Source organism: Qipengyuania aquimaris, assembly GCF_009827445.1.
Classification (GTDB): domain Bacteria; phylum Pseudomonadota; class Alphaproteobacteria; order Sphingomonadales; family Sphingomonadaceae; genus Qipengyuania; species Qipengyuania aquimaris.
Genome location: NZ_WTYI01000001.1, coordinates 1,174,046 through 1,197,969, shown reverse-complemented (window position 1 = coordinate 1,197,969; position 23,924 = coordinate 1,174,046). Strand labels below are relative to the sequence as shown.

Annotated in this window: 29 protein-coding genes; 21 read left to right on the top strand and 8 right to left on the bottom strand. The window is 61.3% G+C overall.

Translation table 11 applies throughout. From position 1 onward, the window contains the following. The first annotated feature begins 2 nt into the window (after positions 1–2). From rpsQ to GRI34_RS05755, 21 genes are all read left to right on the top strand, one after another. A complete protein-coding gene (gene rpsQ, locus GRI34_RS05855) occupies positions 3–293 on the top strand; it encodes a 30S ribosomal protein S17 (protein ID WP_100259025.1) in 291 nt (96 codons plus the stop codon). A 59-nt stretch (positions 294–352) separates the two neighbouring features. Continuing rightward, entirely contained in the window at positions 353–721 is a 369-nt protein-coding gene (gene rplN, locus GRI34_RS05850) for a 50S ribosomal protein L14 (RefSeq protein ID WP_006831888.1), read from the top strand. Next, positions 721–1,041 carry a 50S ribosomal protein L24 gene (gene rplX / locus GRI34_RS05845; RefSeq protein ID WP_090478785.1) on the top strand — a complete coding sequence of 107 codons (321 nt, stop codon included), beginning with the start codon at positions 721–723 and terminating at the stop codon, positions 1,039–1,041. Before rplN ends, rplX begins: the two co-directional genes overlap by 1 nt. Continuing rightward, positions 1,034–1,612 carry a 50S ribosomal protein L5 gene (gene rplE, locus GRI34_RS05840; RefSeq protein WP_160595148.1) on the top strand — a complete coding sequence of 193 codons (579 nt, stop codon included), beginning with the start codon at positions 1,034–1,036 and terminating at the stop codon, positions 1,610–1,612. Before rplX ends, rplE begins: the two co-directional genes overlap by 8 nt. Before the next feature lie 41 nt (positions 1,613–1,653). After that, positions 1,654–1,959, top strand: coding sequence for a 30S ribosomal protein S14 (rpsN, locus tag GRI34_RS05835; protein ID WP_090478779.1), 306 nt, complete (start codon positions 1,654–1,656; stop codon positions 1,957–1,959). An 11-nt stretch (positions 1,960–1,970) separates the two neighbouring features. After that, positions 1,971–2,366, top strand: coding sequence for a 30S ribosomal protein S8 (rpsH, locus tag GRI34_RS05830; RefSeq protein WP_160595147.1), 396 nt, complete (start codon positions 1,971–1,973; stop codon positions 2,364–2,366). Then, positions 2,366–2,899, top strand: coding sequence for a 50S ribosomal protein L6 (gene rplF, locus GRI34_RS05825; protein WP_160595146.1), 534 nt, complete (start codon positions 2,366–2,368; stop codon positions 2,897–2,899). Before rpsH ends, rplF begins: the two co-directional genes overlap by 1 nt. Before the next feature lies 1 nt (position 2,900). Beyond that, on the top strand, positions 2,901–3,245 hold the full coding sequence (gene rplR / locus GRI34_RS05820) for a 50S ribosomal protein L18 (protein ID WP_090478770.1): 345 nt from the start codon (positions 2,901–2,903) through the stop codon (positions 3,243–3,245). After that, the gene (gene rpsE / locus GRI34_RS05815) at positions 3,245–4,039 is read left to right on the top strand and encodes a 30S ribosomal protein S5 (RefSeq protein WP_224803434.1); all 795 of its coding nucleotides are present in this window, start codon (positions 3,245–3,247) and stop codon (positions 4,037–4,039) included. Before rplR ends, rpsE begins: the two co-directional genes overlap by 1 nt. A gap of 5 nt (positions 4,040–4,044) precedes the next feature. Continuing rightward, positions 4,045–4,230 carry a 50S ribosomal protein L30 gene (gene rpmD, locus GRI34_RS05810; RefSeq protein WP_160595145.1) on the top strand — a complete coding sequence of 62 codons (186 nt, stop codon included), beginning with the start codon at positions 4,045–4,047 and terminating at the stop codon, positions 4,228–4,230. A 94-nt stretch (positions 4,231–4,324) separates the two neighbouring features. Then, positions 4,325–4,855 carry a 50S ribosomal protein L15 gene (gene rplO / locus GRI34_RS05805; RefSeq protein ID WP_090478767.1) on the top strand — a complete coding sequence of 177 codons (531 nt, stop codon included), beginning with the start codon at positions 4,325–4,327 and terminating at the stop codon, positions 4,853–4,855. Positions 4,856–4,960: 105 nt separating this feature from the next. Next, positions 4,961–6,325 carry a preprotein translocase subunit SecY gene (gene secY, locus GRI34_RS05800; protein ID WP_090478764.1) on the top strand — a complete coding sequence of 455 codons (1,365 nt, stop codon included), beginning with the start codon at positions 4,961–4,963 and terminating at the stop codon, positions 6,323–6,325. 32 nt (positions 6,326–6,357) lie between these two features. Then, positions 6,358–7,002, top strand: coding sequence for an adenylate kinase (locus GRI34_RS05795; protein WP_160595144.1), 645 nt, complete (start codon positions 6,358–6,360; stop codon positions 7,000–7,002). Positions 7,003–7,085: 83 nt separating this feature from the next. Beyond that, a complete protein-coding gene (locus GRI34_RS05790) occupies positions 7,086–7,736 on the top strand; it encodes an SRPBCC family protein (RefSeq protein WP_160595143.1) in 651 nt (216 codons plus the stop codon). Positions 7,737–8,015: 279 nt separating this feature from the next. Beyond that, the gene (gene rpsM / locus GRI34_RS05785; RefSeq protein ID WP_100259017.1) at positions 8,016–8,384 is read left to right on the top strand and encodes a 30S ribosomal protein S13; all 369 of its coding nucleotides are present in this window, start codon (positions 8,016–8,018) and stop codon (positions 8,382–8,384) included. Between the two features lie 55 nt (positions 8,385–8,439). Further along, entirely contained in the window at positions 8,440–8,829 is a 390-nt protein-coding gene (gene rpsK / locus GRI34_RS05780; RefSeq protein WP_090478760.1) for a 30S ribosomal protein S11, read from the top strand. Between the two features lie 104 nt (positions 8,830–8,933). Further along, positions 8,934–9,989: a DNA-directed RNA polymerase subunit alpha gene (locus GRI34_RS05775; protein ID WP_160595142.1), complete on the top strand. Its 1,056-nt coding sequence runs from the start codon at positions 8,934–8,936 to the stop codon at positions 9,987–9,989. Positions 9,990–10,077: 88 nt separating this feature from the next. After that, positions 10,078–10,497: a 50S ribosomal protein L17 gene (rplQ, locus tag GRI34_RS05770; protein WP_090478754.1), complete on the top strand. Its 420-nt coding sequence runs from the start codon at positions 10,078–10,080 to the stop codon at positions 10,495–10,497. 89 nt (positions 10,498–10,586) lie between these two features. After that, a complete protein-coding gene (locus tag GRI34_RS05765; protein ID WP_160595141.1) occupies positions 10,587–12,008 on the top strand; it encodes a serine hydrolase domain-containing protein in 1,422 nt (473 codons plus the stop codon). Between the two features lie 130 nt (positions 12,009–12,138). Next, the gene (locus GRI34_RS05760; RefSeq protein ID WP_160595140.1) at positions 12,139–12,738 is read left to right on the top strand and encodes a hypothetical protein; all 600 of its coding nucleotides are present in this window, start codon (positions 12,139–12,141) and stop codon (positions 12,736–12,738) included. Positions 12,739–12,884: 146 nt separating this feature from the next. Beyond that, positions 12,885–13,661: a hypothetical protein gene (locus GRI34_RS05755; protein ID WP_160595139.1), complete on the top strand. Its 777-nt coding sequence runs from the start codon at positions 12,885–12,887 to the stop codon at positions 13,659–13,661. A 3-nt stretch (positions 13,662–13,664) separates the two neighbouring features. Here GRI34_RS05755 and GRI34_RS05750 read toward each other — a convergent pair whose 3' ends face one another. The 8 genes from GRI34_RS05750 to GRI34_RS05715 all read right to left on the bottom strand — a co-directional run bounded on the left by GRI34_RS05750 (position 13,665) and on the right by GRI34_RS05715 (position 23,827). Next, positions 13,665–14,300: a trimeric intracellular cation channel family protein gene (locus tag GRI34_RS05750; RefSeq protein ID WP_160595138.1), complete on the bottom strand. Its 636-nt coding sequence runs from the start codon at positions 14,298–14,300 to the stop codon at positions 13,665–13,667. Positions 14,301–14,305: 5 nt separating this feature from the next. Continuing rightward, a complete protein-coding gene (locus GRI34_RS05745) occupies positions 14,306–15,001 on the bottom strand; it encodes a PepSY domain-containing protein (RefSeq protein ID WP_160595137.1) in 696 nt (231 codons plus the stop codon). 43 nt (positions 15,002–15,044) lie between these two features. Beyond that, complete coding sequence (locus tag GRI34_RS05740) at positions 15,045–16,379, bottom strand: amidase family protein (RefSeq protein WP_160595136.1); 1,335 nt, start codon at positions 16,377–16,379, stop codon at positions 15,045–15,047. A gap of 54 nt (positions 16,380–16,433) precedes the next feature. Next, positions 16,434–17,801: a serine hydrolase gene (locus GRI34_RS05735; protein WP_160595135.1), complete on the bottom strand. Its 1,368-nt coding sequence runs from the start codon at positions 17,799–17,801 to the stop codon at positions 16,434–16,436. Positions 17,802–17,994: 193 nt separating this feature from the next. Beyond that, complete coding sequence (gene lpdA, locus GRI34_RS05730) at positions 17,995–19,407, bottom strand: dihydrolipoyl dehydrogenase (RefSeq protein WP_160595134.1); 1,413 nt, start codon at positions 19,405–19,407, stop codon at positions 17,995–17,997. A 1-nt stretch (position 19,408) separates the two neighbouring features. After that, positions 19,409–19,714, bottom strand: a complete 306-nt coding sequence (locus tag GRI34_RS05725; protein WP_160595133.1) for a hypothetical protein — start codon at positions 19,712–19,714, stop codon at positions 19,409–19,411. Positions 19,715–19,725: 11 nt separating this feature from the next. Continuing rightward, on the bottom strand, positions 19,726–20,967 hold the full coding sequence (gene odhB, locus GRI34_RS05720; RefSeq protein WP_160595132.1) for a 2-oxoglutarate dehydrogenase complex dihydrolipoyllysine-residue succinyltransferase: 1,242 nt from the start codon (positions 20,965–20,967) through the stop codon (positions 19,726–19,728). Positions 20,968–20,995: 28 nt separating this feature from the next. After that, entirely contained in the window at positions 20,996–23,827 is a 2,832-nt protein-coding gene (locus tag GRI34_RS05715) for a 2-oxoglutarate dehydrogenase E1 component (RefSeq protein ID WP_160595131.1), read from the bottom strand. Positions 23,828–23,924: the final 97 nt, after the last annotated feature.

The following is a 23,924-nucleotide window of genomic DNA, read 5'->3' as shown; positions in this document are numbered from 1 at the left end:
CCATGCCCAAGCGTATTCTGATCGGGACCGTCACCTCCGACAAGACCGACAAAACCGTGACCGTACTGGTCGAGCGTAAGGTGAAGCACCCCCTCTACGGGAAGATCATCCGTCGCTCGAAGAAGTACCACGCACATGACGAGAAGAACGAGTACCAGCTCGGCGACGTCGTGCGCATCGAAGAGACCAAGCCGATCTCGAAGACCAAGACCTGGTTGGTCAAGGACCGGGTAACGGCAGGCGGAACGCAGGCTGTCGAGGCTGACCTCGAAGTCGAAGCCGCAGGCAACTGAGTTAGACGTTAGGAACTGCCGGACTTGTTCCGGCAAGCCAGTGAGAAGGAAACGGATCAATGATCCAGATGCAATCCAATCTCGACGTCGCGGACAACAGCGGCGCAAAGCGCGTCCAGTGCATCAAGGTACTGGGCGGCTCCAAGCGCCGCACCGCGTCCGTCGGCGACGTGATCGTGGTTTCCGTCAAGGAAGCCCAGCCGCGCACGAAGGTGAAGAAGGGCGATGTCCATCGCGCTGTCATCGTGCGCACGAAGAAGGACGTACGCCGCCCCGACGGCAGCGTGATCCGCTTCGACAGCAACGCCGCGGTTCTCGTCAACAAGAACGAAGAACCGATCGGCACCCGTATCTTCGGGCCGGTGGTACGCGAACTGCGTGGCCGCGGCTTCATGAAGATCATCTCGCTTGCTCCGGAGGTGCTGTAATGGCGTCCGCAAAGATCAAGAAGGGTGACACCGTCGTCGTCCTGTCCGGCAAGGACAAGGGCAAGACCGGTACGGTTTCGAAAGTGAACCCCAAGGACGGCAAGATCGTCGTCGAAGGCGTGAACATCGCAGCCCGTCATCGCAAGCCGACCCAGCAGAACCCGCAGGGTGGCATCGACCGCTTCGAAGCACCGATGCCGATCTCGAAGGTTGCTGTTGCCGATCCCAAGGATGGCAAGCCCACCCGCGTCCGTTTCGAAGAAAAGGACGGCAAGAAGGTGCGCGTCGCCGTCAAATCCGGGGAGACCATCGATGGCTGATTATACGCCTCGCATGAAGCAGCGCTACGACGACCAGATCGTTAAGGCGATGACCGAGAAATTTGGCTACGAGAACCGTCTTGAAGTCCCGAAGCTGGAAAAGATCACGCTCAACATGGGTGTGGGCGAAGCCAGCCAGGACAAGAAGAAGGTCCAGACTGCAGCCGAAGAGATGGCACTGATTGCCGGCCAGAAGCCGGTCATCACCAAGGCCAAGAAGTCGATCGCGCAGTTCAAGCTGCGTGAAGGCATGCCTATCGGCGCGAAGGTCACCCTTCGTCGTGAGCGCATGTACGAATTCCTTGATCGCCTTGTGACCATCGCAATGCCCCGCATCCGCGACTTCCGTGGCCTCAACGCCAAGTCGTTCGACGGTCGCGGCAACTATGCAATGGGCCTCAAAGAACAGATCATCTTTCCCGAGATCAGCTACGATCAGATCGACAAGGTCCGGGGCATGGATATCATCGTAACAACCACGGCAAAGACCGACGAAGAAGCGCGCGAATTGCTGCGTCTGTTCGGTTTCCCGTTCCCGGCTGAAAAGTCGGAAGAGAAGGAGGCGGCGTGAGCCGCCTTCCGATCGAGAGATAAGGAAGGAACTTAAGTCCAATGGCGAAACTGAGTTCGATCAACAAGAACGAGCGTCGCAAGAAGCTCGTCAAGCAGTATGCGGATAAGTTCGCAAAGCTGAAGGCGATCGCAGACGACGAGAGCCTCGATGAGGGCGAGCGACTGATCGCGCGCCTCAAGATGGCTGAACTGCCGCGTAATGCGAACCCGACCCGGGTGCGTAACCGCTGCTCCACCACCGGCCGCCCCCGCGGCTATTACCGCAAGTTCGGCCTTAACCGTATCGAACTGCGCGACCTCGGCAACAAGGGCCTGATTCCGGGCCTGACCAAGTCGAGCTGGTGAGGAATCGATAGATGGCTATGACCGATCCCCTGGGTGATATGCTCACCCGTATCCGCAACGGCCAGCAGGCGAAGAAGGACAGCGTCCTTTCGCCGGCTAGCAAGCTGCGTGCAAACGTCCTCGAAGTACTCCAGCGCGAAGGCTACATCCGTGGCTACGCTGCAGACGACAGTGGCAAGCACCCTGCGCTGCGGATTGAACTGAAGTATTTCGAAGGCGAACCGGCTATCAAGCACGTCGCCCGCGTCTCCAAGCCCGGCCGCCGCGTCTATGCGGGTTCGAAAGAACTCCCCGTGGTCCGCAACGGCCTTGGCATCACCATCGTCTCGACGCCGAAGGGCGTGCTCTCGGACGCCGAAGCACGTGCCGACAACGTCGGTGGCGAAGTGCTGGCGGAGGTATTCTGATGAGCCGCATCGGTAAAAAACCCGTCGCGATCCCGAGTGGGGTCGAGGCCAAGATCGAAGATGGCACGCTCAGCGTGAAGGGGCCCAAGGGCACCCTTTCCATGGGCATGTCCGATCTGGTCGAGTACAAGCTGGAAGACGGCGAAATCTCGGTCACTCCGGCCAATGACACCCGTCAGGCACGCAACCACTGGGGTATGCAGCGCACGCTGGTGTCGAACCTGGTCGAAGGCGTTACCGAAGGTTTCAGCAAGGTCCTCGAGATCAATGGCGTCGGTTATCGTGCGCAGGCACAGGGCAAGAAGCTCAAGCTTCAGCTCGGCTTCTCGCACGACGTCGACCTCGATGTTCCGGAAGGTATCGAGGTGAAGACCCCGGACCAGACCACCGTCGAAATCAGCGGTAGTGACAAGCAGGCCGTGGGCCAGTTTGCGGCTAACGTCCGCAAGTGGCGCAAGCCCGAGCCTTACAAGGGCAAGGGCATCAAGTACCGCGGCGAGTATATCTTCCGCAAGGAAGGGAAGAAGAAGTAAGATGGCAAAGCTTTCCCTTTTCGAACGCCGCCGCCGCCGTGTGCGCACTGCGCTTCGCAGCCGCGCTGGTGGCAAGCCGCGCCTGTCGGTCCATCGCACCGGTAAGCACATCTACGCGCAGATCATCGACGATGCTGCCGGCAAGACCGTTGCCGCTGCTTCGACGCTGGGCGTGAAGGGCTCGGGTGCCAATGTCGACGCCGCCAAGAAGGTAGGCTCCGACATCGCCGCTGCTGCAAAGAAGGCTGGCGTCACCAACGTCGTTTTCGACCGCGGTGGTTTCCTGTTCCATGGCCGCGTGAAAGCGCTGGCCGACGCCGCCCGTGAAGGCGGGCTGGAGTTCTGATCATGGCTGATGAAAACAAGACCGAAGAAAAGACCGAAGAAAAGGTCGTGACGGCAGAAACCGAAACCGCTGTGACCAACGAAGAGCCGGCTGTTGCCGATACGCCTTCGGAAGCTGCTGCCAACCAGGACCCCGCACAGGGCGCTGAAGGTCAGCCGCGCGGACGTGGCAACCGTGGCGGTGGCCGCGGTGGCAACGATCGCGGCCGTGGTCGTGGTGGCCGTGACAACCGCCGTGGCGGTCGTCGCGAAGAAGAAGACGACGGCATCATCGAGAAGCTCGTCCATATCAACCGCGTCAGCAAGACGGTGAAGGGCGGTAAGCGCTTCGGTTTCGCTGCTCTCGTGGTCGTGGGTGACGGCTCGGGCCGTGTCGGCTTCGGCAAGGGCAAGGCCCGCGAAGTGCCCGAAGCGATCCAGAAGGCGACTGCCGCTGCTCGCAAGAAGATGATCCGCGTCCCGCTGAAGGAAGGTCGTACCCTCCATCACGACGGCAACGGTCGCTTCGGTGCCGGCAAGGTAACCGTGCGTACGGCGCCTCCGGGTACCGGTATCATCGCCGGTGGTCCGATGCGTGCCGTCTTCGAAAGCCTGGGCGTTGCAGACGTGGTGACCAAGTCGGTCGGCACCTCCAACCCCTACAACATGATCCGCGCCACGTTCGACGCGCTGACCGACCAGACTTCGCCGAAGTCGGTTGCCCAGCGTCGCGGCAAGAAGGTCGCCGACCTGCTTGGTCGCGGTGGTGCATCGGAGGCAGAGGCTGAAGCCGACGCCGCCGCTATCGCGGAGTAATCAAGATGGCTAAAGCAAAAACCATCAAGCTCAAGCAGATCGGTTCGCCGATCCGCCGTCCGGAAGGACAGCGCAAGATCCTCATCGGTCTTGGCCTGAACAAGATGCACAAGGTCGTAGAACGCCAGGACACTCCCGAAGTGCGTGGTGCCGTCGCCAAGGTCCCGCATCTTGTCGAGATCGTCGACTAATCAGTCGACGGAACAATTTGACGGGAGCGGCCTGCTACGATAGCGGGCCGCTTCCATTTTTCAGCGCGAACAAAAGCGAAAGCGAGTGCAAGACATGACTATCAAACTCAATGACATCCGTGACAATCCCGGCGCCCGCAAGGAGCGCATCCGCGTCGGCCGTGGCATCGGTTCGGGCAAGGGCAAGACCGCTGGCCGAGGCCAGAAGGGTCAGAAGAGCCGTTCGGGTGTTGCCATCAAGGGCTTCGAAGGCGGCCAGATGCCCCTTCACATGCGCTTGCCGAAGCGCGGGTTCAACAACCCGTTCGGCAAGGACTACGCCGAAGTGAACCTGGGCATGGTCCAGAAGTTCATCGACGCCAAGAAGCTCGACGCCAAGAAGGACATCGACCACGCAGCGCTGAAGGCCGCAGGCCTCGCACGCGGCGGCAAGGACGGTGTCCGCCTGCTCGGCAAGGGTGAGATCAAGGCAAAGGCGAAGTTCGTCGTTGCCGGTGCCTCCAAGGGCGCGATCGAAGCCGTCGAGAAGGCCGGTGGTTCGGTTGAAGTGCTGCCCAAGGCGCAGCCCGAGCACGAGAAGAAGGCTGCTCGCACCGAGGCCAACAAGGCCAAGAAGGCAAAGTAATCGATGGAAATAAGGGAGCGGGGGTTCGACAATCGGCCTTCCGCTCCCTATCTGTCCGGTCAGCGCCGGGACGGGCCGGCGACAAGCTAGGATCGAAGACGACCAATGGCATCAAGCGCCGACAGTTTCGCGAGCAACATAAGTCTCGCCAATTTCTCCAAGGCCACTGAGCTCAAGCAGCGCATCTGGTTCACGATCGGCGCGCTGATCGTTTTCCGTTTCCTGAGCTTCGTTCCGCTGCCGGGCATCAACGCCCGTGCGCTGACGCAGCTGGCCGATGTCACACAGGGTGGCATCATCGACATGTTCAACATGTTCACGGGCGGCAGCCTGGAGCGGATGAGCCTCATCGCGCTCGGCGTCATGCCCTACATTACCGCCTCGATCGTCGTGCAGATGGCTTCGGCCCTGCATCCCACGCTGGCTGCCCTCAAGAAAGAAGGCACGGTCGGACGGCAGAAACTCAACCAGTATACCCGCTACGGTACTGTGCTGCTCTGCACGGTGCAGGGCTGGTTCCTGGCCGCCGGACTGGAAAGCTTCGGTGCCTCCGAAGGTATCGCCGCAGTCGTGGACCCGGGCTACATGTTCCGTGTCGGCGCGGTGATCAGTCTTGTCGGCGGCACGATGTTCCTGCTGTGGCTGGGTGAACAGATCACCAGTCGCGGTATCGGCAACGGCGTTTCGCTGATCATCATGGCCGGCATCGTCGCCCAGTTCCCGACCTTCGTGTCGAACATGGCGACCGGCTACAGCGAAGGTTCGATCGCAACCGGCATCCTGCTCGGCTTCATCGTGATGGTCGTCGGCCTGATCCTGCTGATCAGCTTCTTCGAGCGTGCACAGCGTCGCCTGCTGATCCAGTATCCCAAGCGTGCGACCCAGCGCGGCGGGATGCAGGCGGATCGTTCGCACCTTCCGCTCAAGCTCAACACTGCCGGCGTCATTCCGCCGATCTTCGCCAGCTCGCTGCTTCTGCTGCCGCTGACGATCACGCAGTTTGCCGGCAATTCGCTGGACACGGAAAGCAGCTTCGGCGGCGGTGTGCAGACGGTTCTGCAATACCTCCAGCACGGGCAGCCGCTCTACATGACGCTGTACGGCCTCGGCATCATCTTCTTCTGCTTCTTCTACACCGCAGTCGTCTTCAATCCGGAAGAGACCGCAGAGAACCTGAAGAAGAACGGCGGCTTCATCCCGGGCATACGCCCCGGTAAGCGCACCGAGCAGTATCTCGACTACGTTCTCACGCGCATCACCGTGATCGGCGCCATCTACCTGACGTTCGTCTGCGTCGTGCCCGAATACATGATCGCCCAGACCGGCATCCCGCTGTTCCTTGGCGGAACCAGCCTGCTGATCGTCGTGAACGTGACCGTCGATACGATCAGCCAGATCCAGTCGCACCTGCTGGCGCACCAGTACGGCGATCTCATCAAAAAGGCCAAGTTGAAGGGGCGCCTTCGTTAAGGCATGAGCGAAGGCGAAAGGGACGTCACGCGATGGATATAATTCTTCTCGGCCCTCCGGGCGCAGGCAAGGGCACGCAGGCACAGCGCCTGGTCGAGCATCATGGCATGATGCAGCTGTCCACCGGCGACATGCTTCGGGAAACGCGTAAGGCGGATACCGAACTCGGCCGCAAGGTCGCGGACATCATGGATTCCGGCAGCCTTGTCTCGGACGACATCGTTTCCGCCATGATCGATGCCAAGCTCACCGACATGGGCCCCGAAACCGGTGCTATCTTCGACGGCTATCCGCGCACGGCAGCACAGGCTGAGCAGCTGGACGAGATCCTGGCCAAGCATGGCCGCAGCCTCGACCATGTCATCGAACTCGAAGTGAACGAGGATGCACTGGTAGAGCGTATTACCGGTCGCTTCACCTGCGCCAATTGCGGTGCGGGCTATCACGACACCTTCAAGCAGCCGAAGGTGGAAGGTGTCTGCGACCAGTGCGGTTCGACCGAGTTCAAGCGCCGCCCCGACGATAATGAAGAAACCGTGCGTCACCGCATGCAGGTTTATCGCAGCGAGACCGCTCCGATCCTGCCTGGCTACGAAGAGCGCGGAATCGTCAGCCGGGTCGACGGGATGGGTGCCATCGATGACGTCACCCACGCGATCGACGCGATCCTGACCTAAGGAAGGGGCAGGGCGGTGCGAACTGCCCTTTCCAAACACCTTTTGCACTCATACAACTCGCGCGAATGATCCGGGAGAGATGAATGCTGCGTTTTCATGCAACCCTTGCTGCCATCGGCCTCGCGACACTCGCGGTGCCGGCGAGCGCAGAGGTCGTCGCGACAAGCGATAGCGGCTTCGTGACCAAGGCCTCGGCGCGGGTTGCGGCAACCCCGCGTGAAGCCTGGCTTGCCTTGATCAAGCCTTCAGACTGGTGGAACGACGCGCACACATGGTCGGCCGATGCGTCTAACATGACGCTCGTGCCGAGCGCAGGCGGGTGCTTTTGCGAGAAGATCCCGGGCGAGGGCGACATTCCCCTCGATGGCAGTGCGCAGCATGCAATCGTCGTACAGGCCGTGCCGGATCGGGCGCTGCGTCTACGCGGGGGGCTGGGCCCGCTGCAGGCCGTCCCCGCGACCGGGGTCCTGACTGTCACACTCTCGGAAATCGACGGCGGGACCCGGATCGACTGGGAATACAATGTCGGTGGGCCGATGGGTTTCGAGATCGGCCAGATATCGAAGGCTGTCGACGGGGTGATGAACCAGCAATTGTCGGGATTGCGCGATCACCTCGGTTCACTGGATGGTGATGAAGCCGAAGCTGCGGGCGAAACGCCGGAGCAGGAAGACGAGGATCAGCCGGCCGAGGAAGCCAGTGTCGGGGATCAGATAGACGCTTTGGCCGACTGAATTTTGACGCAGCTCCCTCCACCCGTTATGACACTGTTGTAATAGACGGAAGGCCTCCTACATCGGTGGCCTCGTCGTTTGCGTGCGCGGGCGGTTGACCTTAGCGGCGAATCCGCCTAAGCGCGCGTTTCATTCGACACTTTCGGTGAGTCCGGCAGGCGGGAGCTGTAAGCACGCCATCCGGGCTTTTTGCGTGAAGAACGACCGGTTGTGTCAATGAAAACAAGGCGTTGAGATAGGGTCCCGCTTTAAAGGACCCTGTGGAGCATGGAGAATTAAGTGGCTCGTATTGCCGGGGTAAATATCCCCACCAACAAGCGCGTTATCATCGCGCTCACCTATATTCACGGAATCGGCCGTACCAAGGCTGTTGAGATCGCCGACAAGCTCGGCATCGATCACGCTCGCCGCGTCCAGGACCTTTCCGACGAGGAAATCCTGCGCGTTCGCGAAACGATCGACGAAGAGCACATGGTCGAAGGCGATCTTCGTCGCGACACCGCGATGAACATCAAGCGCCTGATGGACCTGCGTTCCTATCGCGGTCTTCGTCACCGTGCCGGCCTGCCCGTTCGCGGCCAGCGCACTCACACCAATGCCCGTACCCGCAAGGGCAAGGCCAAGCCGATCGCCGGCAAGAAGAAGTAAGCTTGGGGCCTCCCAGCGCTTTTCCCTTCTTGAGAATATGTAAGGAAGTAACATCATGGCACGCGAACCCGGCCGCGTTAGGCGCCGCGACAAAAAGAACATTTCCAGCGGCGTTGCGCACATCAACGCCAGCTTCAACAACACGATGATCACCATCACCGACGCACAAGGCAATGCTATCAGCTGGTCCAGCGCCGGGATGATGGGCTTCAAGGGTAGCCGCAAGTCGACTCCCTATGCTGCCCAGGTTGCAGCAGACGATGCCGGCAAGAAAGCTGCCGAGCATGGTGTGCGCACCCTCGAAGTCGAAGTTAAGGGCCCGGGTTCGGGTCGTGAGAGCGCGCTTCGCGGTCTCGCAGCTGTCGGCTTCACGATCACTTCGATCCGCGACGTTACGCCGATCCCGCACAATGGTGTGCGGCCGTCCAAGCGTCGTCGCGTCTGATCCGTACCTGCCTGGCGGTCCGGCAACGGGCCGCCGACAATCTTCACGGACCGGACGCTCACTGAGAGCTCCGGTCCTGCCCGCATCCACACCAGGGGAAATCCATGTCCGTCAACATCAAGAACTGGCAGGAACTCAAGAAACCCAACACCCTCGACATCAAGGACGGTGGCGACAAGAAGCGTAAGGCGACCTTCGTTGCCGAGCCGCTCGAGCGTGGCTTCGGCCTGACGCTCGGCAACGCTCTGCGTCGCGTGCTGCTGTCCTCGCTCCAGGGCGCGGCCATCACCTCGATCAAGATCGAGAACGTGCTGCATGAATTCTCCTCGCTCGCAGGCGTGCGCGAGGACGTCACCGACATCGTCCTGAACGTGAAGCAAATCGCGCTCAAGATGGAAGGTGAAGGCACCAAGCGCCTTCAGCTCTCGGCCACCGGCCCGGGCGAAGTCAAGGCTGGCGACATCGCCGTTTCCGGCGACATCGAGATCATGAACAAGGATCTCGTGATCTGCCACCTCGACGAAGGTGCAACGCTGAACATGGAACTGACCGCAGACACGGGCAAGGGCTATCGCCCCGCCGTGATGAACCGTCCGGCCGATGCGCCGATCGGTCTCATCCCGGTCGACAGCCTGTATTCGCCGGTTCGCCAGGTCAGCTACAAGGTCGACAACGCTCGCGTGGGCCAGGAACTGGACTACGACAAGCTTTCGCTGACGATCGAAACCGACGGCACCGTCACTCCGGAAGACGCCGTGGCCTATGCCGCGCGCATCCTCCAGGACCAGCTGACCCTGTTCGTCCACTTCGAAGACGGCATCCCGCAGCCGACTTCGGCGATGATCGGCCAGGCTGCAGAGCCGCAGGAAAGCGACACCAACCAGCTCAACCGCTACCTTCTCAAGAAGGTCGACGAGCTGGAACTGTCGGTTCGTTCGGCGAACTGCCTCAAGAACGACAACATCATCTACATCGGCGACCTGGTCCAGAAGACCGAGGCCGAGATGCTCCGTACGCCGAACTTCGGCCGCAAGTCGCTCAACGAGATCAAGGAAGTCCTGAGCTCGATGGGTCTGCGCCTCGGCATGGACATCCCTGGCTGGCCGCCGGAAAATATCGAGGAAATGGCCAAGAAGCTCGAACAAGAGCTGCTCGGTTAATCTATCTCAAGGGGCATAGGCCGGACCCCGTTTTCCGGCCTGTTTCGGGCTACCTCATACGGGCCCCCTACGAACGAAGGACTAGAAAATGCGTCACAAGATTTCCGGCCGCAAGCTGCAACGCAAGACGGGTCACCGTCATGCAATGCTGCGCAACATGGCTGCTGCGCTGATCAAGCACGAGCAGATCATGACCACGCTGCCCAAGGCGAAGGAAATGCGCCCCTACATCGAAAAGCTGATCACGCTGGCAAAGCGTGGCGGCCTTTCGAACCGTCGCCTTGCGATGGCTCGCCTGCAGGACGAAACGCAGCTGAAGAAGCTGTTCGACGTCCTGGCAGAGCGTTATGCCGATCGTGAAGGCGGTTACAGCCGCGTGATCAAGGCCGGCTATCGTGGCAGCGACGCCGCGCAGATGGCCGTGATCGAGCTGGTCGACCGCGACGTCGACGCCAAGGGCCAGGACAGCGGTCCGGTCATGGGCGACGAGGAAATGGAAGACGCGTAAGCGCTCTCCATCGGGAAATTGACGAGGGGCTGGAGGCGAAATCCTCCGGCCCCTTTTCTTTTGGGCGGGCGCGCTTAGGGTTGGCTGCCATGAAGAGGCTCATTCTTGCCAGCGTTCTCGCTGCGATCACTGCTCCCGCGAGTTCTGCCCATGCGCAATCACGCTCTGTTTCGCCGCCAACGGCGCAAGACCAGCTCGATGCGCGCTACGATCTTGCGCTCGCAGCGGGCTACAAGGCGCTGATGCTGTGCAGCGCGATTGGCAATGCTGAGGCCAATGGCGCGCTGAGAACGCCTGAGAGTGTCCACGCTTGGGAACTGACAGGGATTTACCCTGCTCTCGATCCAATTGTCCGCGACTTAGAATATGACGTGTTCTGGGCGGCACCCCTGGACGAAGACAGCGGGCAGCGCCCAGGGCTGGACCACGTCGCGGTGACCTGGGCCGAAGATGCTCCGCCCCGTTGGGCCGTCTATCGCGAAGGGAAGGGCTGTTTCGTCGCTCCGATGGGCGCCACACCGCCAGACTGGAACTTCTTGCGTACCGAGGCGCCCAGCAATCCTGCCATGGAGCGGACTACGTCTGACCCCATGGCGGCCAATATCGCGCAAAAACGCGTGGATGTGAGCGCGGCCTTCACAGGCGCATATGGCGAAGGGCGGACAACCGCAGTCACCGTGCTTCACCGTGGCAAGCTGGCTGGCGAGCAATATGCCGATGGCTTCTACGCGACGACGCCTCAGCGCACATGGTCTGTAGCCAAGAGCATTGCTGCAACCGTGATCGGAGCAGCAGTGCAGAGAGGTGAGGCGGAGGTAACTGCTTCGGCCGGACTGGGTGCCGACGATATCGACCCCCGCCGCGCGATCACTATCGACCATGCGCTGCGCATGGCAACGGGTCGGTATTCGGACACGCGCGGCAATCGCACCGATCCGCTCTATTGGGGCGGCACAACTGTAGAGGAACGTGCACAAAATTGGCCGCTGATTGATGCGCCGGGCACGATCTATCGCTACGCCAACAATGATACTCTTGCTGCGATCATGGCGATTGACGAAACCTTCGAAGACCATCCGCCTGCGGACCTCTTCGAGAAGCTCGGAATGACCAACACTGTCGCCGAGACCGACTGGCGGGGTAACTACGTCCTCTCGTCACAAGTCTGGTCAACCGCGCGAGATCTCGCTCGGCTAGGTCAACTCTATTTGCAGGACGGCGTGTGGGAAGGTGAGCGCATCTTGCCAGAGGACTGGCGCGATTATGTCTCAAGCCCTGCCGGACCGCAGCCTGAAGGCAGCGCTTTCGGCTATGGAGCAGCCTGGTGGTTGATGAACCAGTCCGAAGGTGTTCCGAGCGACACTTTCGCCGCTTTTGGCAATCGCGGGCAGTATGTGGTCGTCGTACCTTCGCGCGAAGTCGTGATCGTCAGACGTGGGGAAAACATGGTCGGAACCCGCTTCGATATTGCCGCTTTCACCCGCGACGTGCTGAAATCGCTTGAGAATTAGGCGTTCAGATAAATATAGACTTTCCTGAATATTGCCTGCAATCGGAATTCAGGCTCACCTCAGTGCGACTCGCCTAGAACCTCATTCAACCGAGGCAATCCCGCCTGGGTAGAGATGAGGAGAACCTCACATGACCAAGATTACCAAGAATATTGCGAAGGGTGGGATCGCAACAGCTGCAGTCGGCGCCATGGCGCTGGCCACCGCAACTCCGGCCCAGGCCCGCGACCGCGACGATGGTATCTCCGTCGGCGACGTCATCGCCGGCGCAGTCATCATCGGCGGCATTGCCGCTATTGCCAATTCGGCTAAGCGGGACCGCGACTATTATCGCGACGGCCGCTATTACCGCGATGGTCGCTATTACCGCGACGGGCGCGATTACCGCCGCAGCGCGTATCGTAACCGCGGAAACCCGCGCGCCGCAGTCGAGCGTTGTGTTCGCGCCGCCAAGCAGGACGCGCGCCGTTATGGCTATCGATACGCCCAGGTCACCGACATCCGCGATGTCGACGACACGCGTTATGGCTGGAGGGTGAAGGGCCGGATCGTCGTCGATGGCCAGCGTGGTGGCCGCTGGGGCGGCTATGACCGGTACGACCGCTATGACAGGTACGATCGTGACGACCGTCGCCGCTATCGCGGTGAAGATCACGGCAAGTTCACCTGCTATATCGAGCGGGGCCGTGTGAGCCACGTCGATTTCAAGGGCATTCGCGGTCTCCGCTAATTCCCGATCAATCCACCAGCGGCCCGGACCTTGAGGTTCGGGCCGTTTTTTGTGTCCGGTTCAGCCGTGCTAAAGCTGCGATATGGCATCGGTCGCATCGTCATTCCTTGCGCTAGGTGGGGGCGCGAAGGCAGAGGAAGTTTTGCATGAAGAAATTGCACACTTGGGCACTCGCGCCTGCCGTTCTCGCGACCGCTTATATCGGGGTGTCGCCCGTCGCCGCGGCATCCATCCCGCAGGTCTCGGTTGTCGCTGCGAAACCCGCAGGCGTCACCAGCTACGATCCCGCCGATCAGATTTACGAAAACCATCGGCACCGCCGTTACCGCCACTATCGTCACCACCGTGGCCCAAGCCTAGGCGACGTGCTGACCGGCGTCCTGATCATCGGTGGCATCGCCGCTATCGCCAACAATTCGAAGCGTAGCGACGACCGCCGCTATCGCGACCGCGACTATCGCGATGATCGCCGCGACGATGCGCGCTGGGACGATGGCCGCGGTATCGACCGCGCCGTGAGCATGTGCGTAGATGCGGTGGAGCGTGACGAACGCGTCGAGACCGTGGACCGTGCGGATCGCACCGCTCGCGGTTGGCAGATCAGCGGCACCCTTTCGAGCGGCGCAGGCTTCTCCTGCGAAATCGGCAACGATGGCCGCGTCCGGAACGTGGATTTCGGGCAGTCCGGCAATTGGCAGGGCGACGAAGATCGCGACGATGACGGCTATGCAGCAGTCACCGAAGACAACCAGTGGGACGATGCGCGCTATGCTGCCGAGAGGCAGAAGGCCGACGGTCGAACTGCGATGGTTTCGGACACGGAAAATGCCGTCGTCGAAGGAGCCCAACCGGCCTATCCCGGCGGCCCGATCGAGGGCGAGGACGAAGACAATCGCCCCGTCTATCCCGGCGACCCGGTCTAAATCCTAGTCCTTGCTCGCCACGCGCTCGTCGTAGGAGGGCAGGGCTAGATTGAACAGGATGGCGGCGAGGCGGAGGCCGAATCCGGCCAGCGCCGCGCCGATCCATACGTACCAGTCCTCCAGTCCGACCAGCGAGCCGACCACGGTCAGGCTAGAGGAAAGGGCTGCGGCGGTAACGTAGAGCTCCGGCCGCATCAGGATCGAAGGCCTTCCCGCAAGCACATCGCGGATGATGCCGCCGACACAGCCGGTAATTACCCCCATCAATGCCGCGGGGACGGGCGGGACTCCGTATTGCAGCGCCTTGGCCGTACCGAGGACGGCATAGGCGGCGAGGCCCATTCCATCGGCAATCGACAGGAACCGGCCCTCCCACCAGCGCGTGGGCGTGAACCATGCAAACAGCGCGATACCGAGGCAGGTGGCGGAGACCCAGGGGTCGACCATCCAGAACACTGGCGCGCCGATCAGCAGATCCCGTATCGTGCCACCTCCTACTCCGGTGATGAGAGCGAAGAATGTCAGCGTGACAAGCGTCTGCTTTTCCTTGGCCGCCACCAGGGCCCCGGTCATGGCGAAGATCGCCACTCCGGCAACGTCCAGCCAGTCGAGCACAGGCGTGAGGATTTCCTCGTTCAAGAGAGTTAGACCTTACGGGCTTTGCGGCGGCGGAACATCAGGACGAAGCCCAGCAGCGACGCCAGGACGCCAAGGATTGCAAACAGGATCAGGATCGGATGGCTGGTGTCTTCGCGGGTCTGCAGATCCATGATGTGCAAGCCCCAGACAAAATCGAACGTGCGCCACCACTGCGTGCGGACGGCCTCGATCTCACCCGTATGCTCGCCGACATAGACGTGGGTTCCGTCCGTCAGGGCGACCTGCCAGACCGGCATTTCCCTGCGGAAATCGAACGGGACCTCATCGGCATCGTAGCGCGCGGTGTCGGCCACACGGTCGCCGCCTTTGATGCGCTCGGCCACGATCATGCGCGCTTCCACCTCGGAAATCGGGCCCATTTCGGAGCCGTCGGCACGAAACCTGTCGCTCGTACCGTCCATGTAGGTGATCCGCGTCACCGTTTCGCCGCGTTCGATCTGCGTCTTCACCGAGCGAACCGGCCGCGTGCTTTCCGCTGGCAAGGCGACCGAGATTTCCGTGTCGCTGGGCAAGGCGCGTTCGGTGACCGCGTTGCGCAAATGATTGCCGCGCACTTCCTCGATCGGCTTGATCACCATGATGAGGCCAGTGACGGTCCACATCAGGATCGGAACGCCAGCCAGCCAGGCCAGCCAGATGTGCCATTTGGCAAAGCGCCGCATCATTTGCTGCTGACCCACAAAATCCTCCGTCTGATCCGCCAACCGGAATGCGCTGCGAGGCTCAGGAGTGCAACACCTGCCCGATAGCTTCTGCAGCCGCGATCGTGGATAGATCTGCCCAGCGGGGACCCATGACCTGCATTCCGCAGGGAAGATCGCCGCTCGCACCGATCGGCAATACGGTCGAGGGAAGGTTGGGGAATGTGGCGAGCCCGGCCCAGCACAGACCGGCTGCACCGCGAACCTGCCGGCCATTGACCTCTATTTCCCCATCGAAGACCCGGCCATCGGTATGTGGCACCGCAAGCACGGGAGCAGGCGGGGCGAGAACGAAGTCATATGTCTCGAACACTTTCGCCCAGGCCAGCTCGTTGCGATACTGCAGGTCGAGCATGTTGAACCAGTCGGTAGCGCTGGCTCGCTTGCCGTCCTTTCCGGGTGCGCCGCGCGCCATCGCTACGTTGAGCATCCGCATGTAATCGGCATGCTGCGCGGCAAGGTCTGGCAAGATATCGCTGCTGGTGTCCACTGTCGCGCCTGCCTGGCGCATCGTGTCGAGCGCAGCTTTGAGAGGACCGCGAACACCGTCATCGGTCTCGCAGTCGGGATGATCGATGAGCGCGAGGAAACGCATCTGAGAAAGAGGCGCGCGACGCTCTTCGAGCGGGCGATCGGTGGTGATCCGGGTAAGGAGCGAGAGGTCCGCTCCATTGCGGGCGAGGGGGCCTGCGATCGAAAGGACCCCGTCATGCGCGCCGCGACCTGCCATGAGGGGATGGTCGTGCCCTTCCTTGCTGACCAGGCCCCAGCTCGACTTGTGGCCCCATACGCCGCAGAAATGGGCCGGTACGCGCACGGACCCCCCGATGTCCGTCCCGAATTCGCACGGCACCATTCCGCTGGCGACTGCAGCTGCCGACCCGCCCGACGATCCGCCGGGCGAGCGTTCGTGATCGTGAGGATTGTTGGTGCGGCCATATACCGGATTGTTGGACTGCCAGTCCGCCAGGTCAGGCGGTACATTGGTCTTGCCGAGAAAGATCGCGCCCGCTGCTTTCAGCTTGCGTACGACTGCGGAGTCCGCCGTGGCTATGTTGTCGCGGTGCGCTTCGTGGCCCCAGGTGGTGGGAAGGCCGGCAATGTCGAAGCTTTCCTTGATCGTCATGGGGACGCCGAACAGTGGCGTAGCGTCCGAAGGCGCAGACTTATCCATAGCTTTCGCCGCATCCCGGGCGCGCTCGAAATCGCAAACCACCACCGCATTGATATGCGTATCAAGGTGTTCGATCCGCGCAATCGCCGCGTCGACAGCCTCAAGCGGCGAGATTTCTCCCGCTGCAATCCGCGCAGCCGTTTCAATCGCTCCGGGTTTGTCGGTCAATTTCGGATAGGCCATGCAATCTCCCCTCGCTTTGCAGACTATGTCAGCTGGGGAAGAGGGGCAATTCCCTTACTCTTTCGTTGCCGGCGCCTCGCGACCACCTTGATGCAAGACCAGGCCGGTGACGTCTCCGTTATCGTCACGTTGGAAGTGGAGGCGCGCGTCGACGACCTTGAGGAAGAACCAGTCCTTGCGCTCTTCTGCAAAGATCGGGAAGGCATCCTGTCCAGTCGCCTGCGTCATCAGGGCGCCGTTCCTTTCGAAGATGCTGATCTTGAATTCGGGAGTTATGGCATAGACGCCCTCGTATTGAGCGAGGTTCTCAATCGGCAGGTCGGCAGTCACACGTTCGCTGGGCAGGGTGACTTCACCGCCGCGAGCCAGGGTAACAAGCGATTGCCCTAGAGTATTTGCAGCACCACCGTTCAGATTGGCGAGCACAACGACGGTAATGTTGCGGTCGGGATCGTGGCCAAGGAACGAGTTGAATCCCTCGATACCGCCGCCGTGCCAGATGAGACGTCCGTCATCCTTCTCGGTCACGAGAACACCCATCCCATAGCCGGAATCGGGCATTGCTTCGATGGCTGGGGCAACCATCATTGCGAGGCTCTCAGGTCGGAGAACCTTGCCGCCGAATAGGCCTCGTTGCCATTTGAGGAGATCGTGCGTTGTCGAATATAGGGCTCCTGCACCTTGGGGGATGCCCATATCGACGTAATCTGCATTGACCATCGCATCATCGGACGGGGAATACCCCGATGCACGGTAAGGCACGATCTCAGCGGTCACATCGATCGCCGTGTCCGCCATTTGTAGCGGCGTGAAGAAATTTTCCTTCACGAACTCGGCGTAGGGCGAACCTCCCACTTCCTCAACGATGGCCGACAAAAGCAGGTAGCCGGAATTGGAATAGGCCCACTTTGCGCCAGGTTCGAATTCAAGCGGCTTGTCGGAGAAACGGGCGATTAACTCGTCGCGCTCGGTGGGCAGGTATTTCCATTTTCCGAAGTCTTCAAAGCTCGTGACGTTCGGAATTCCGGAAGTGTGATGCAAAAGGTGACGGATGGTGACAGCATCCCAGGACGCGGGAGCTTTGGACCAATAGGTGCCGATGGCCTCATCTAGATTGATCTCGCCTCGTTCCGCGAGCAACAGGATCGCAGCAGCGGTGAACTGCTTCGTGACCGAACCGATGCGAAATTTCGTGCGCGGGCTGTTCGAGATGTCCCACTCAAGATTGGCGGATCCATACCCGCTGTCGAGCAAGATTTCGTCGCCAATAGCTACCAGCGCCGTTCCCATGAACTTGCCGTCATCCTCGCTTGCGGAGACGATGGTTTCCATCCGCTGTGCATCCTGCGCGGACAGGGAAGCGCCGGATAGCATCAAGGCCAAAAGGGCGAAGGCATTGGCTGTGCGGCGGAACGTGATCATCTCATTCTCCCATGTGTATTACGGTATTAATACACACTCGAGGAGTGAGGGCAAGTTCGGAGGATCTTCGTTTGCTAAAGGCCGATACTCAGCCGCAGATTTAATTGCGGCCTTAGTGGACAGGTTTAAAATCAGGAAGGCCGCCATTCACGCACCCCCGTGGGTTTTGGCAAAGACCTTCCCGTCGACCTGATCAGATGTGGATCGGCTTGCCCTGTACGCCCATCGCCGCTTCCTTGATCGCTTCCGAATGCGTCGGGTGGGCGTGGCAGGTGTAGGCAATGTCTTCGGATGTAGCGCCGAATTCCATGGCCTGCGTCGCCTGGGCGATCATGGTGCCTGCCACGCTGGCGATGGCCCAAACTCCGAGCACGCGATCGCTTTCGGCTTCCGCGATGACCTTCACAAAGCCCTCGGGCTCGTGATTGGTCTTGGCGCGGCTGTTGGCCATCATGGGAAACTTGCCGACCTTGATGGCTTTTTTGTCGCCACCCATTTTCTCGATCGCTTCGTCCTGCGTCAGGCCGACACCGGCAAACTCGGGCCAGGTGTACACCACGCCGGGGATGAGATCGTGGTTCACGATGCCGGTCTGGCCAGCAACATTCTCGGCGCAGGCAATGCCTTCGTCTTCGGCCTTGTGAGCGAGCATCGGCCCGGGGACGACGTCGCCGATGGCCCAGACGCCGTCGACCTTGGTGCGGAAGTCGTGATCGACTTCGATCTGACCGCGCTTGTTGGTTTCGATGCCGATCGCATCGAGGCCGAGGCCATCGGTATTCGGCTTGCGGCCAATCGACACCAGTACGCAATCGGCTTCGAGCGTTTCTGCGTCACCGCCAGAAGACGGTTCCAGCGTCAGCGTGGCCTTCTTGCCCTTCACGGTGCAGCCGGTGACCTTTGTCGACAGGCGCAGTTCCATGCCCTGCTTCTTGAAGATCTTGCCAGCTTCCTTGCGGACATCGTCGTCCATGCCGGGCAGTAGCTTGTCGAGATATTCGACCACGATGACTTCGGCACCGAGACGCCGCCAGACGGAGCCGAGCTCCAGCCCGATCACGCCGCCGCCGATGACGACCATCTTTTTGGGCACGGACTTGAGTTCCAGCGCGCCGGTGGAATCGACGACGATCTGCTTGTCGTTGTCGACTTCGACACCGGGGAGCGGAGTGACCGAAGAACCCGTGGCGATGATGATGTCCTTGGCGGTGACCGTTTCGTCGCCGACCTTGACCGTGTGCTCATCCTGGAAGGTGGCATGGCCCTTCTTCCAGTCGACCTTGTTCTTCTTGAACAGGAATTCGATGCCGCCCGTCAGGCCCTTTACCGCGTCACGACGCTGCGCGTGCATCGCGTCGAGGTTCAGCTTCGGCGAAACCTCGATACCCATCTCGGCCATCGTGCCATTGCTTGCCGCATCGAAATATTCCGATGCGTGCAGCATCGCTTTCGACGGAATGCAGCCCACGTTGAGGCAGGTACCACCCAGCGTCTCGCGGCTTTCGGCGCAGGCGGTCTTCAGGCCCAGTTGTGCTGCGCGGATCGCGGCGACATAGCCGCCGGGGCCAGCGCCGATGACAAGGACGTCGTAGTCGTATTCAGCCATTTTATCCCTCCGCAGGAGCGACTTGCGTGTCGTCCTGGATACAGATTCTCAAGACTTCTTCCATCCGCTCGCGATTGATGTCCAACTGGCCATCGGCGGCGAAGTCTTCCTTGAAATTGTCCGCGCTGCATTCGCACGCAGCGTCGATCCGTTCCGTAGCAATGCCTGCACCTTCGGCAATGCCTTGGCACTGCTCGATGTAGCGCGTGCGGATTTCTCCCGCGATCGCATCGCCGGCGACTGCGCTAGCGACGTCGCAGCCCGTCAGGGCGACGAGGGCAGTGGTGCAGATTACCAGCTTCTTCATGCTAGCGCTCCTCAGAGGTCGATCAGCATCCGGGTCGGATCTTCGATCGCTTCCTTGATGATCTTGAGCGCGGTCACAGCCTCGCGGCCGTCGATCAGGCGGTGGTCGTAGGACAGGGCGATATACATCATCGGGCGGATGACGATTTCGCCGTCGACGACGACTGGGCGGTCCTCGATGCGGTGGAGGCCGAGAACGGCGCTCTGCGGCGGGTTGATGATCGGCGTCGACATCAGCGATCCGAAGACGCCGCCGTTGGAGATGGTGAAGGTGCCGCCCTTCATGTCTTCCATCGTCAGCGTGCCTTCCTTGGCCCGCTTGCCGAAGTCCGCGATATCCTTCTCGATGCGGGCGAACCCCTTGTCCTGCGCGTCACGGATGACCGGGACGACGAGGCCGTTGGGCGCCGAAACCGCGACCGAGATGTCGACGTAATCGTGATAGACGATCTCGTCGCCCTCGATATAGGCGTTGACCGCCGGAACGTCCTTCAGCGCGAGGCAGGCGGCCTTCGCGAAGAAGCCCATGAAACCGAGACGAATGTCATGCTTCTTGGCGAAGAGGTCCTTGTACCTGGTACGCGCCTCGATCACCGCCGACATGTCGACATCGTTGAAGGTGGTCAGCAGCGCCGCATTGTCCTGCGCGCCCTTCAGGCGCTTGGCGATGGTCTGGCGCATGCGCGTCATCTTGACGCGTTCTTCGCGGCGCTCGCCAGCCGGAGCCGACGGGGTGGCGGCCTGTGCAGGAGCAGCATCGGCAATCGTGCCGCCGTCCTTCTTGGCCTTGGCAGCGGCGATCACATCTTCCTTGGTCAGGCGGCCATCCTTGCCGGTGCCCTTGATTGTCGAGGGATCGACGCCGTGTTCAAGAACGGCGCGGCGTACGGCCGGCGAAAGCGTTTGCGATGCGTCCGAAGAGGCCGCGGGAGCGCTCGCTTCGGCGCGCTCTTCCTTTCCGTCTTCCCGCTGTTCGGCAGCGCGACCGGCTTCTTCGCCCTTGGCAGCGGGGGCGCCGCCTTCTTCGATCACGGCCAGAACCGCGCCGACTTCGACGGTGTCGCCGACTTCGACCTTGAATTCGGTGATCACGCCCGCGACGGGCGAGGGTACCTCGACCGCGACCTTGTCGGTTTCGAGGCTGACGATCGGCTCGTCCACGGCGACGGCATCGCCGACGTTCTTCAGCAATTCGCCGATGGAGGCTTCGGTAACGCTCTCGCCGAGCGTGGGGACTTTGACTTCGGTGGCCATGGTCAGGTGGTTCCTTTTACGACCTCGATCAGGGGCAATTGCTGGTGGCGGCGGAATTGTCGCCGTTCAGGCCGAGCGCGATGTTGACCAGCGCTTCCTGCTGGACCTTGTGGCGGCTGGCATATCCGGTGGCGGGCGAGGCGGCGACTTCGCGTCCGGCATAGCAGGGACGCATGCCCTTCTTGCCGGCCTTCTCCGCCGCTTCCTCGATCAGGCGATCGACGAAGAACCACGCGCCGTTGTTCTTCGGCTCTTCCTGGCACCAGACGATGGTCTCAAGATTTTTCATCCGTTCGATCCGGACCGCCAGCGGTTCGCCGGGGAAGGGATAAAGCTGCTCGATGCGCACGATGGACACATCGTCCACCCCGGCTTCGTCGCGGCGCTGCATCAGGTCATAAGCGACCTTGCCCGAACAGAGGACAAGGCGCTTCACCTTCTCGTCGGGAATGTCGGTCAGGTCCGACTTGATCCGCATGAAATGCGTTTCGCCCATGAAACCATCGGCATCGCTCTTGGCCATCGGATGGCGCAGCAGAGACTTGGGCGTCATGATGACGAGTGGCTTGCGGAACGAACGCAGCATCTGGCGGCGCAGGACATGGAAGTAGTTCGCCGGGTCGGTGATGTTGCAGACCTGGATATTGTCGTTCGCGCACAGCTGCAGGAAGCGTTCAAGACGCGCGGAGCTGTGTTCCGGACCCTGACCTTCGTAGCCATGCGGCAGCAACAGGACGAGGCCGTTCGCACGCAGCCATTTCACTTCACCGGCGGCGATGAACTGGTCGATCATGATCTGCGCGCCGTTGGCGAAGTCGCCGAACTGCGCTTCCCACATCACTAGGCTCTTCGGATCCGCCATGGCGAACCCGTATTCAAAGCCGAGCACGCCGTATTCGGACAGCGGGCTGTCGTAGACCTCGAACTTGCCGTGGGGGAGGGTGGTCAGCGGGATGTACTTGCGCTCGTCCTTCTGGTCGACCCAGACGGCATGACGCTGGCTGAATGTGCCGCGTCCCGAATCCTGGCCCGACAGGCGGACGCCGAAACCCTCGGTAACGAGGCTGCCGAAGGCGAGCGCTTCTGCGGTTGCCCAGTCGAAACCGGTGCCGCTGTCGAACATCTCTTTCTTCGCCTTGAGCACGCGGCCCAGGGTCTTATGGATGGTCACGTCTTCGGGGACGGTCGTCAGCGTGCGCCCGAGGCTGTCGAACAGCTTCTTTTCGATCGCGGTTTCGACATTGCGGCGTGCGCCCTCGGGATCGGCAGGCTTGTTCATGCCGGCCCAGCGACCGCCGAACCAGTCGGCCTCGTCGGGCTTGTAATCCTTGGCCGCGGAGAATTCTTCCTCGAGATGGGCGTCGAATTCGCTACGCAACTGGTCGGCATAGCCCTTCTCGATGACGCCTTCTTCTTCGAGGCGCTTGGTGTAGAGCTCGCTCACCCGCGGGTGATTGCGAATGGCGTCGTACATCAGCGGCTGCGTGAACTTGGGCTCGTCGCCCTCGTTGTGGCCGAAGCGGCGATAGCACCACATGTCAATCACGATATCGCGGCCGAACTTCTGGCGGTATTCGATCGCCAGCTTGCAGGCGAAGGTCACGGCTTCGGGATCGTCGCCGTTGACGTGGAGGATCGGCGCCTGGACGCCCTTGGCGACATCGCTCGGGTAGGGCGAGCTACGCGCAAATTGCGGGCTGGTGGTGAAGCCGATCTGGTTGTTGATGACGAAGTGCAGGCAGCCGCCGGTGTTGTACCCGCGCACACCCGAGAAGCCGAGGCATTCCCACACGATACCCTGGCCTGCGAAGGCGGCATCGCCGTGGAGCAAGACAGGCAGAACCTGTTCATGCTTCTTGAGGTCGTCACGGATGGCCTGCTGCGCGCGGCTCTTGCCGAGGACGACCGGATTCACCGCCTCAAGGTGCGAGGGGTTGGGCACGAGGCTCATATGCACGTCGATATCGTCGAAGGTGCGATCGGTGCTGGTGCCGAGGTGGTATTTCACGTCGCCCGAGCCGCCGACATCGTCAGGATTCGAAGAGCCGCCCGAGAATTCGTGGAAGATGACCTTGTACGGCTTGCCCATGACGTTCGCGAGAACGTTGAGGCGGCCACGGTGGGCCATGCCGTAGATGATTTCGCGCACGCCCTGCTGGCCGCCATACTTGATGACCGCTTCGAGCGCAGGGATCATGGATTCGCCGCCATCGAGGCCGAAGCGCTTGGTGCCGACGTATTTCTTGCCGAGGAATTTCTCGTATTCCTCGCCCCGGATTACGGAGGCGAGAATGGCGCGCTTGCCTTCGTCGGTGAACTGGATCGTGTCTTCGGGCTGTTCGAACTTGTCCTGGAGGAAACGGCGTTCCTCCGTGTCCGAGATGTGCATGTACTCGAGGCCGACATTGCCGCAATAGGTAGCGCGCAGGGCATCGTAGAGCTCGCGAACGGTGACCCAGTCGAAGCCGAATACGCCGCCGACGAAGACTTCGCGGTCTTCCTGGCCGGTGAAGCCATGCCATTCCAGCGTCAGATCTTCCGGCACCTCGCGGTGGGAAAGACCCAGCGGGTCGAGGTCGGCCGCCAGATGGCCGCGCACGCGGTAGAGCCGCACGAGCAGCATAGCGCGGATGCTGTCGTCGGCCGCCTGTTCGATAGCCTTGGGATCGGTGGCCTTGCCGGCCTTCTCTGCGGCCTGCTTGACCGCGAGACGCATCTGGGTGGGATCAAGTGCGGCCGTGAGGTCCGCATCGCTGTCGACCACTTCGGCCAACCAGCGCGGGTTACCCCAACTGGGCCCTTGCTGCGGACCCTCCTGATCGCCCATTTCGGGCAGGAAATCGTGGCTCTCGTTACCCATCGGGCTACCTTTCGCGCCGACTTTCTTGCCGGCTTATACTGCCAATGCCTCGGCGGTGCGGAAGGCTCCCGGGGAGGAGAAAACCTTTCCGCAACAG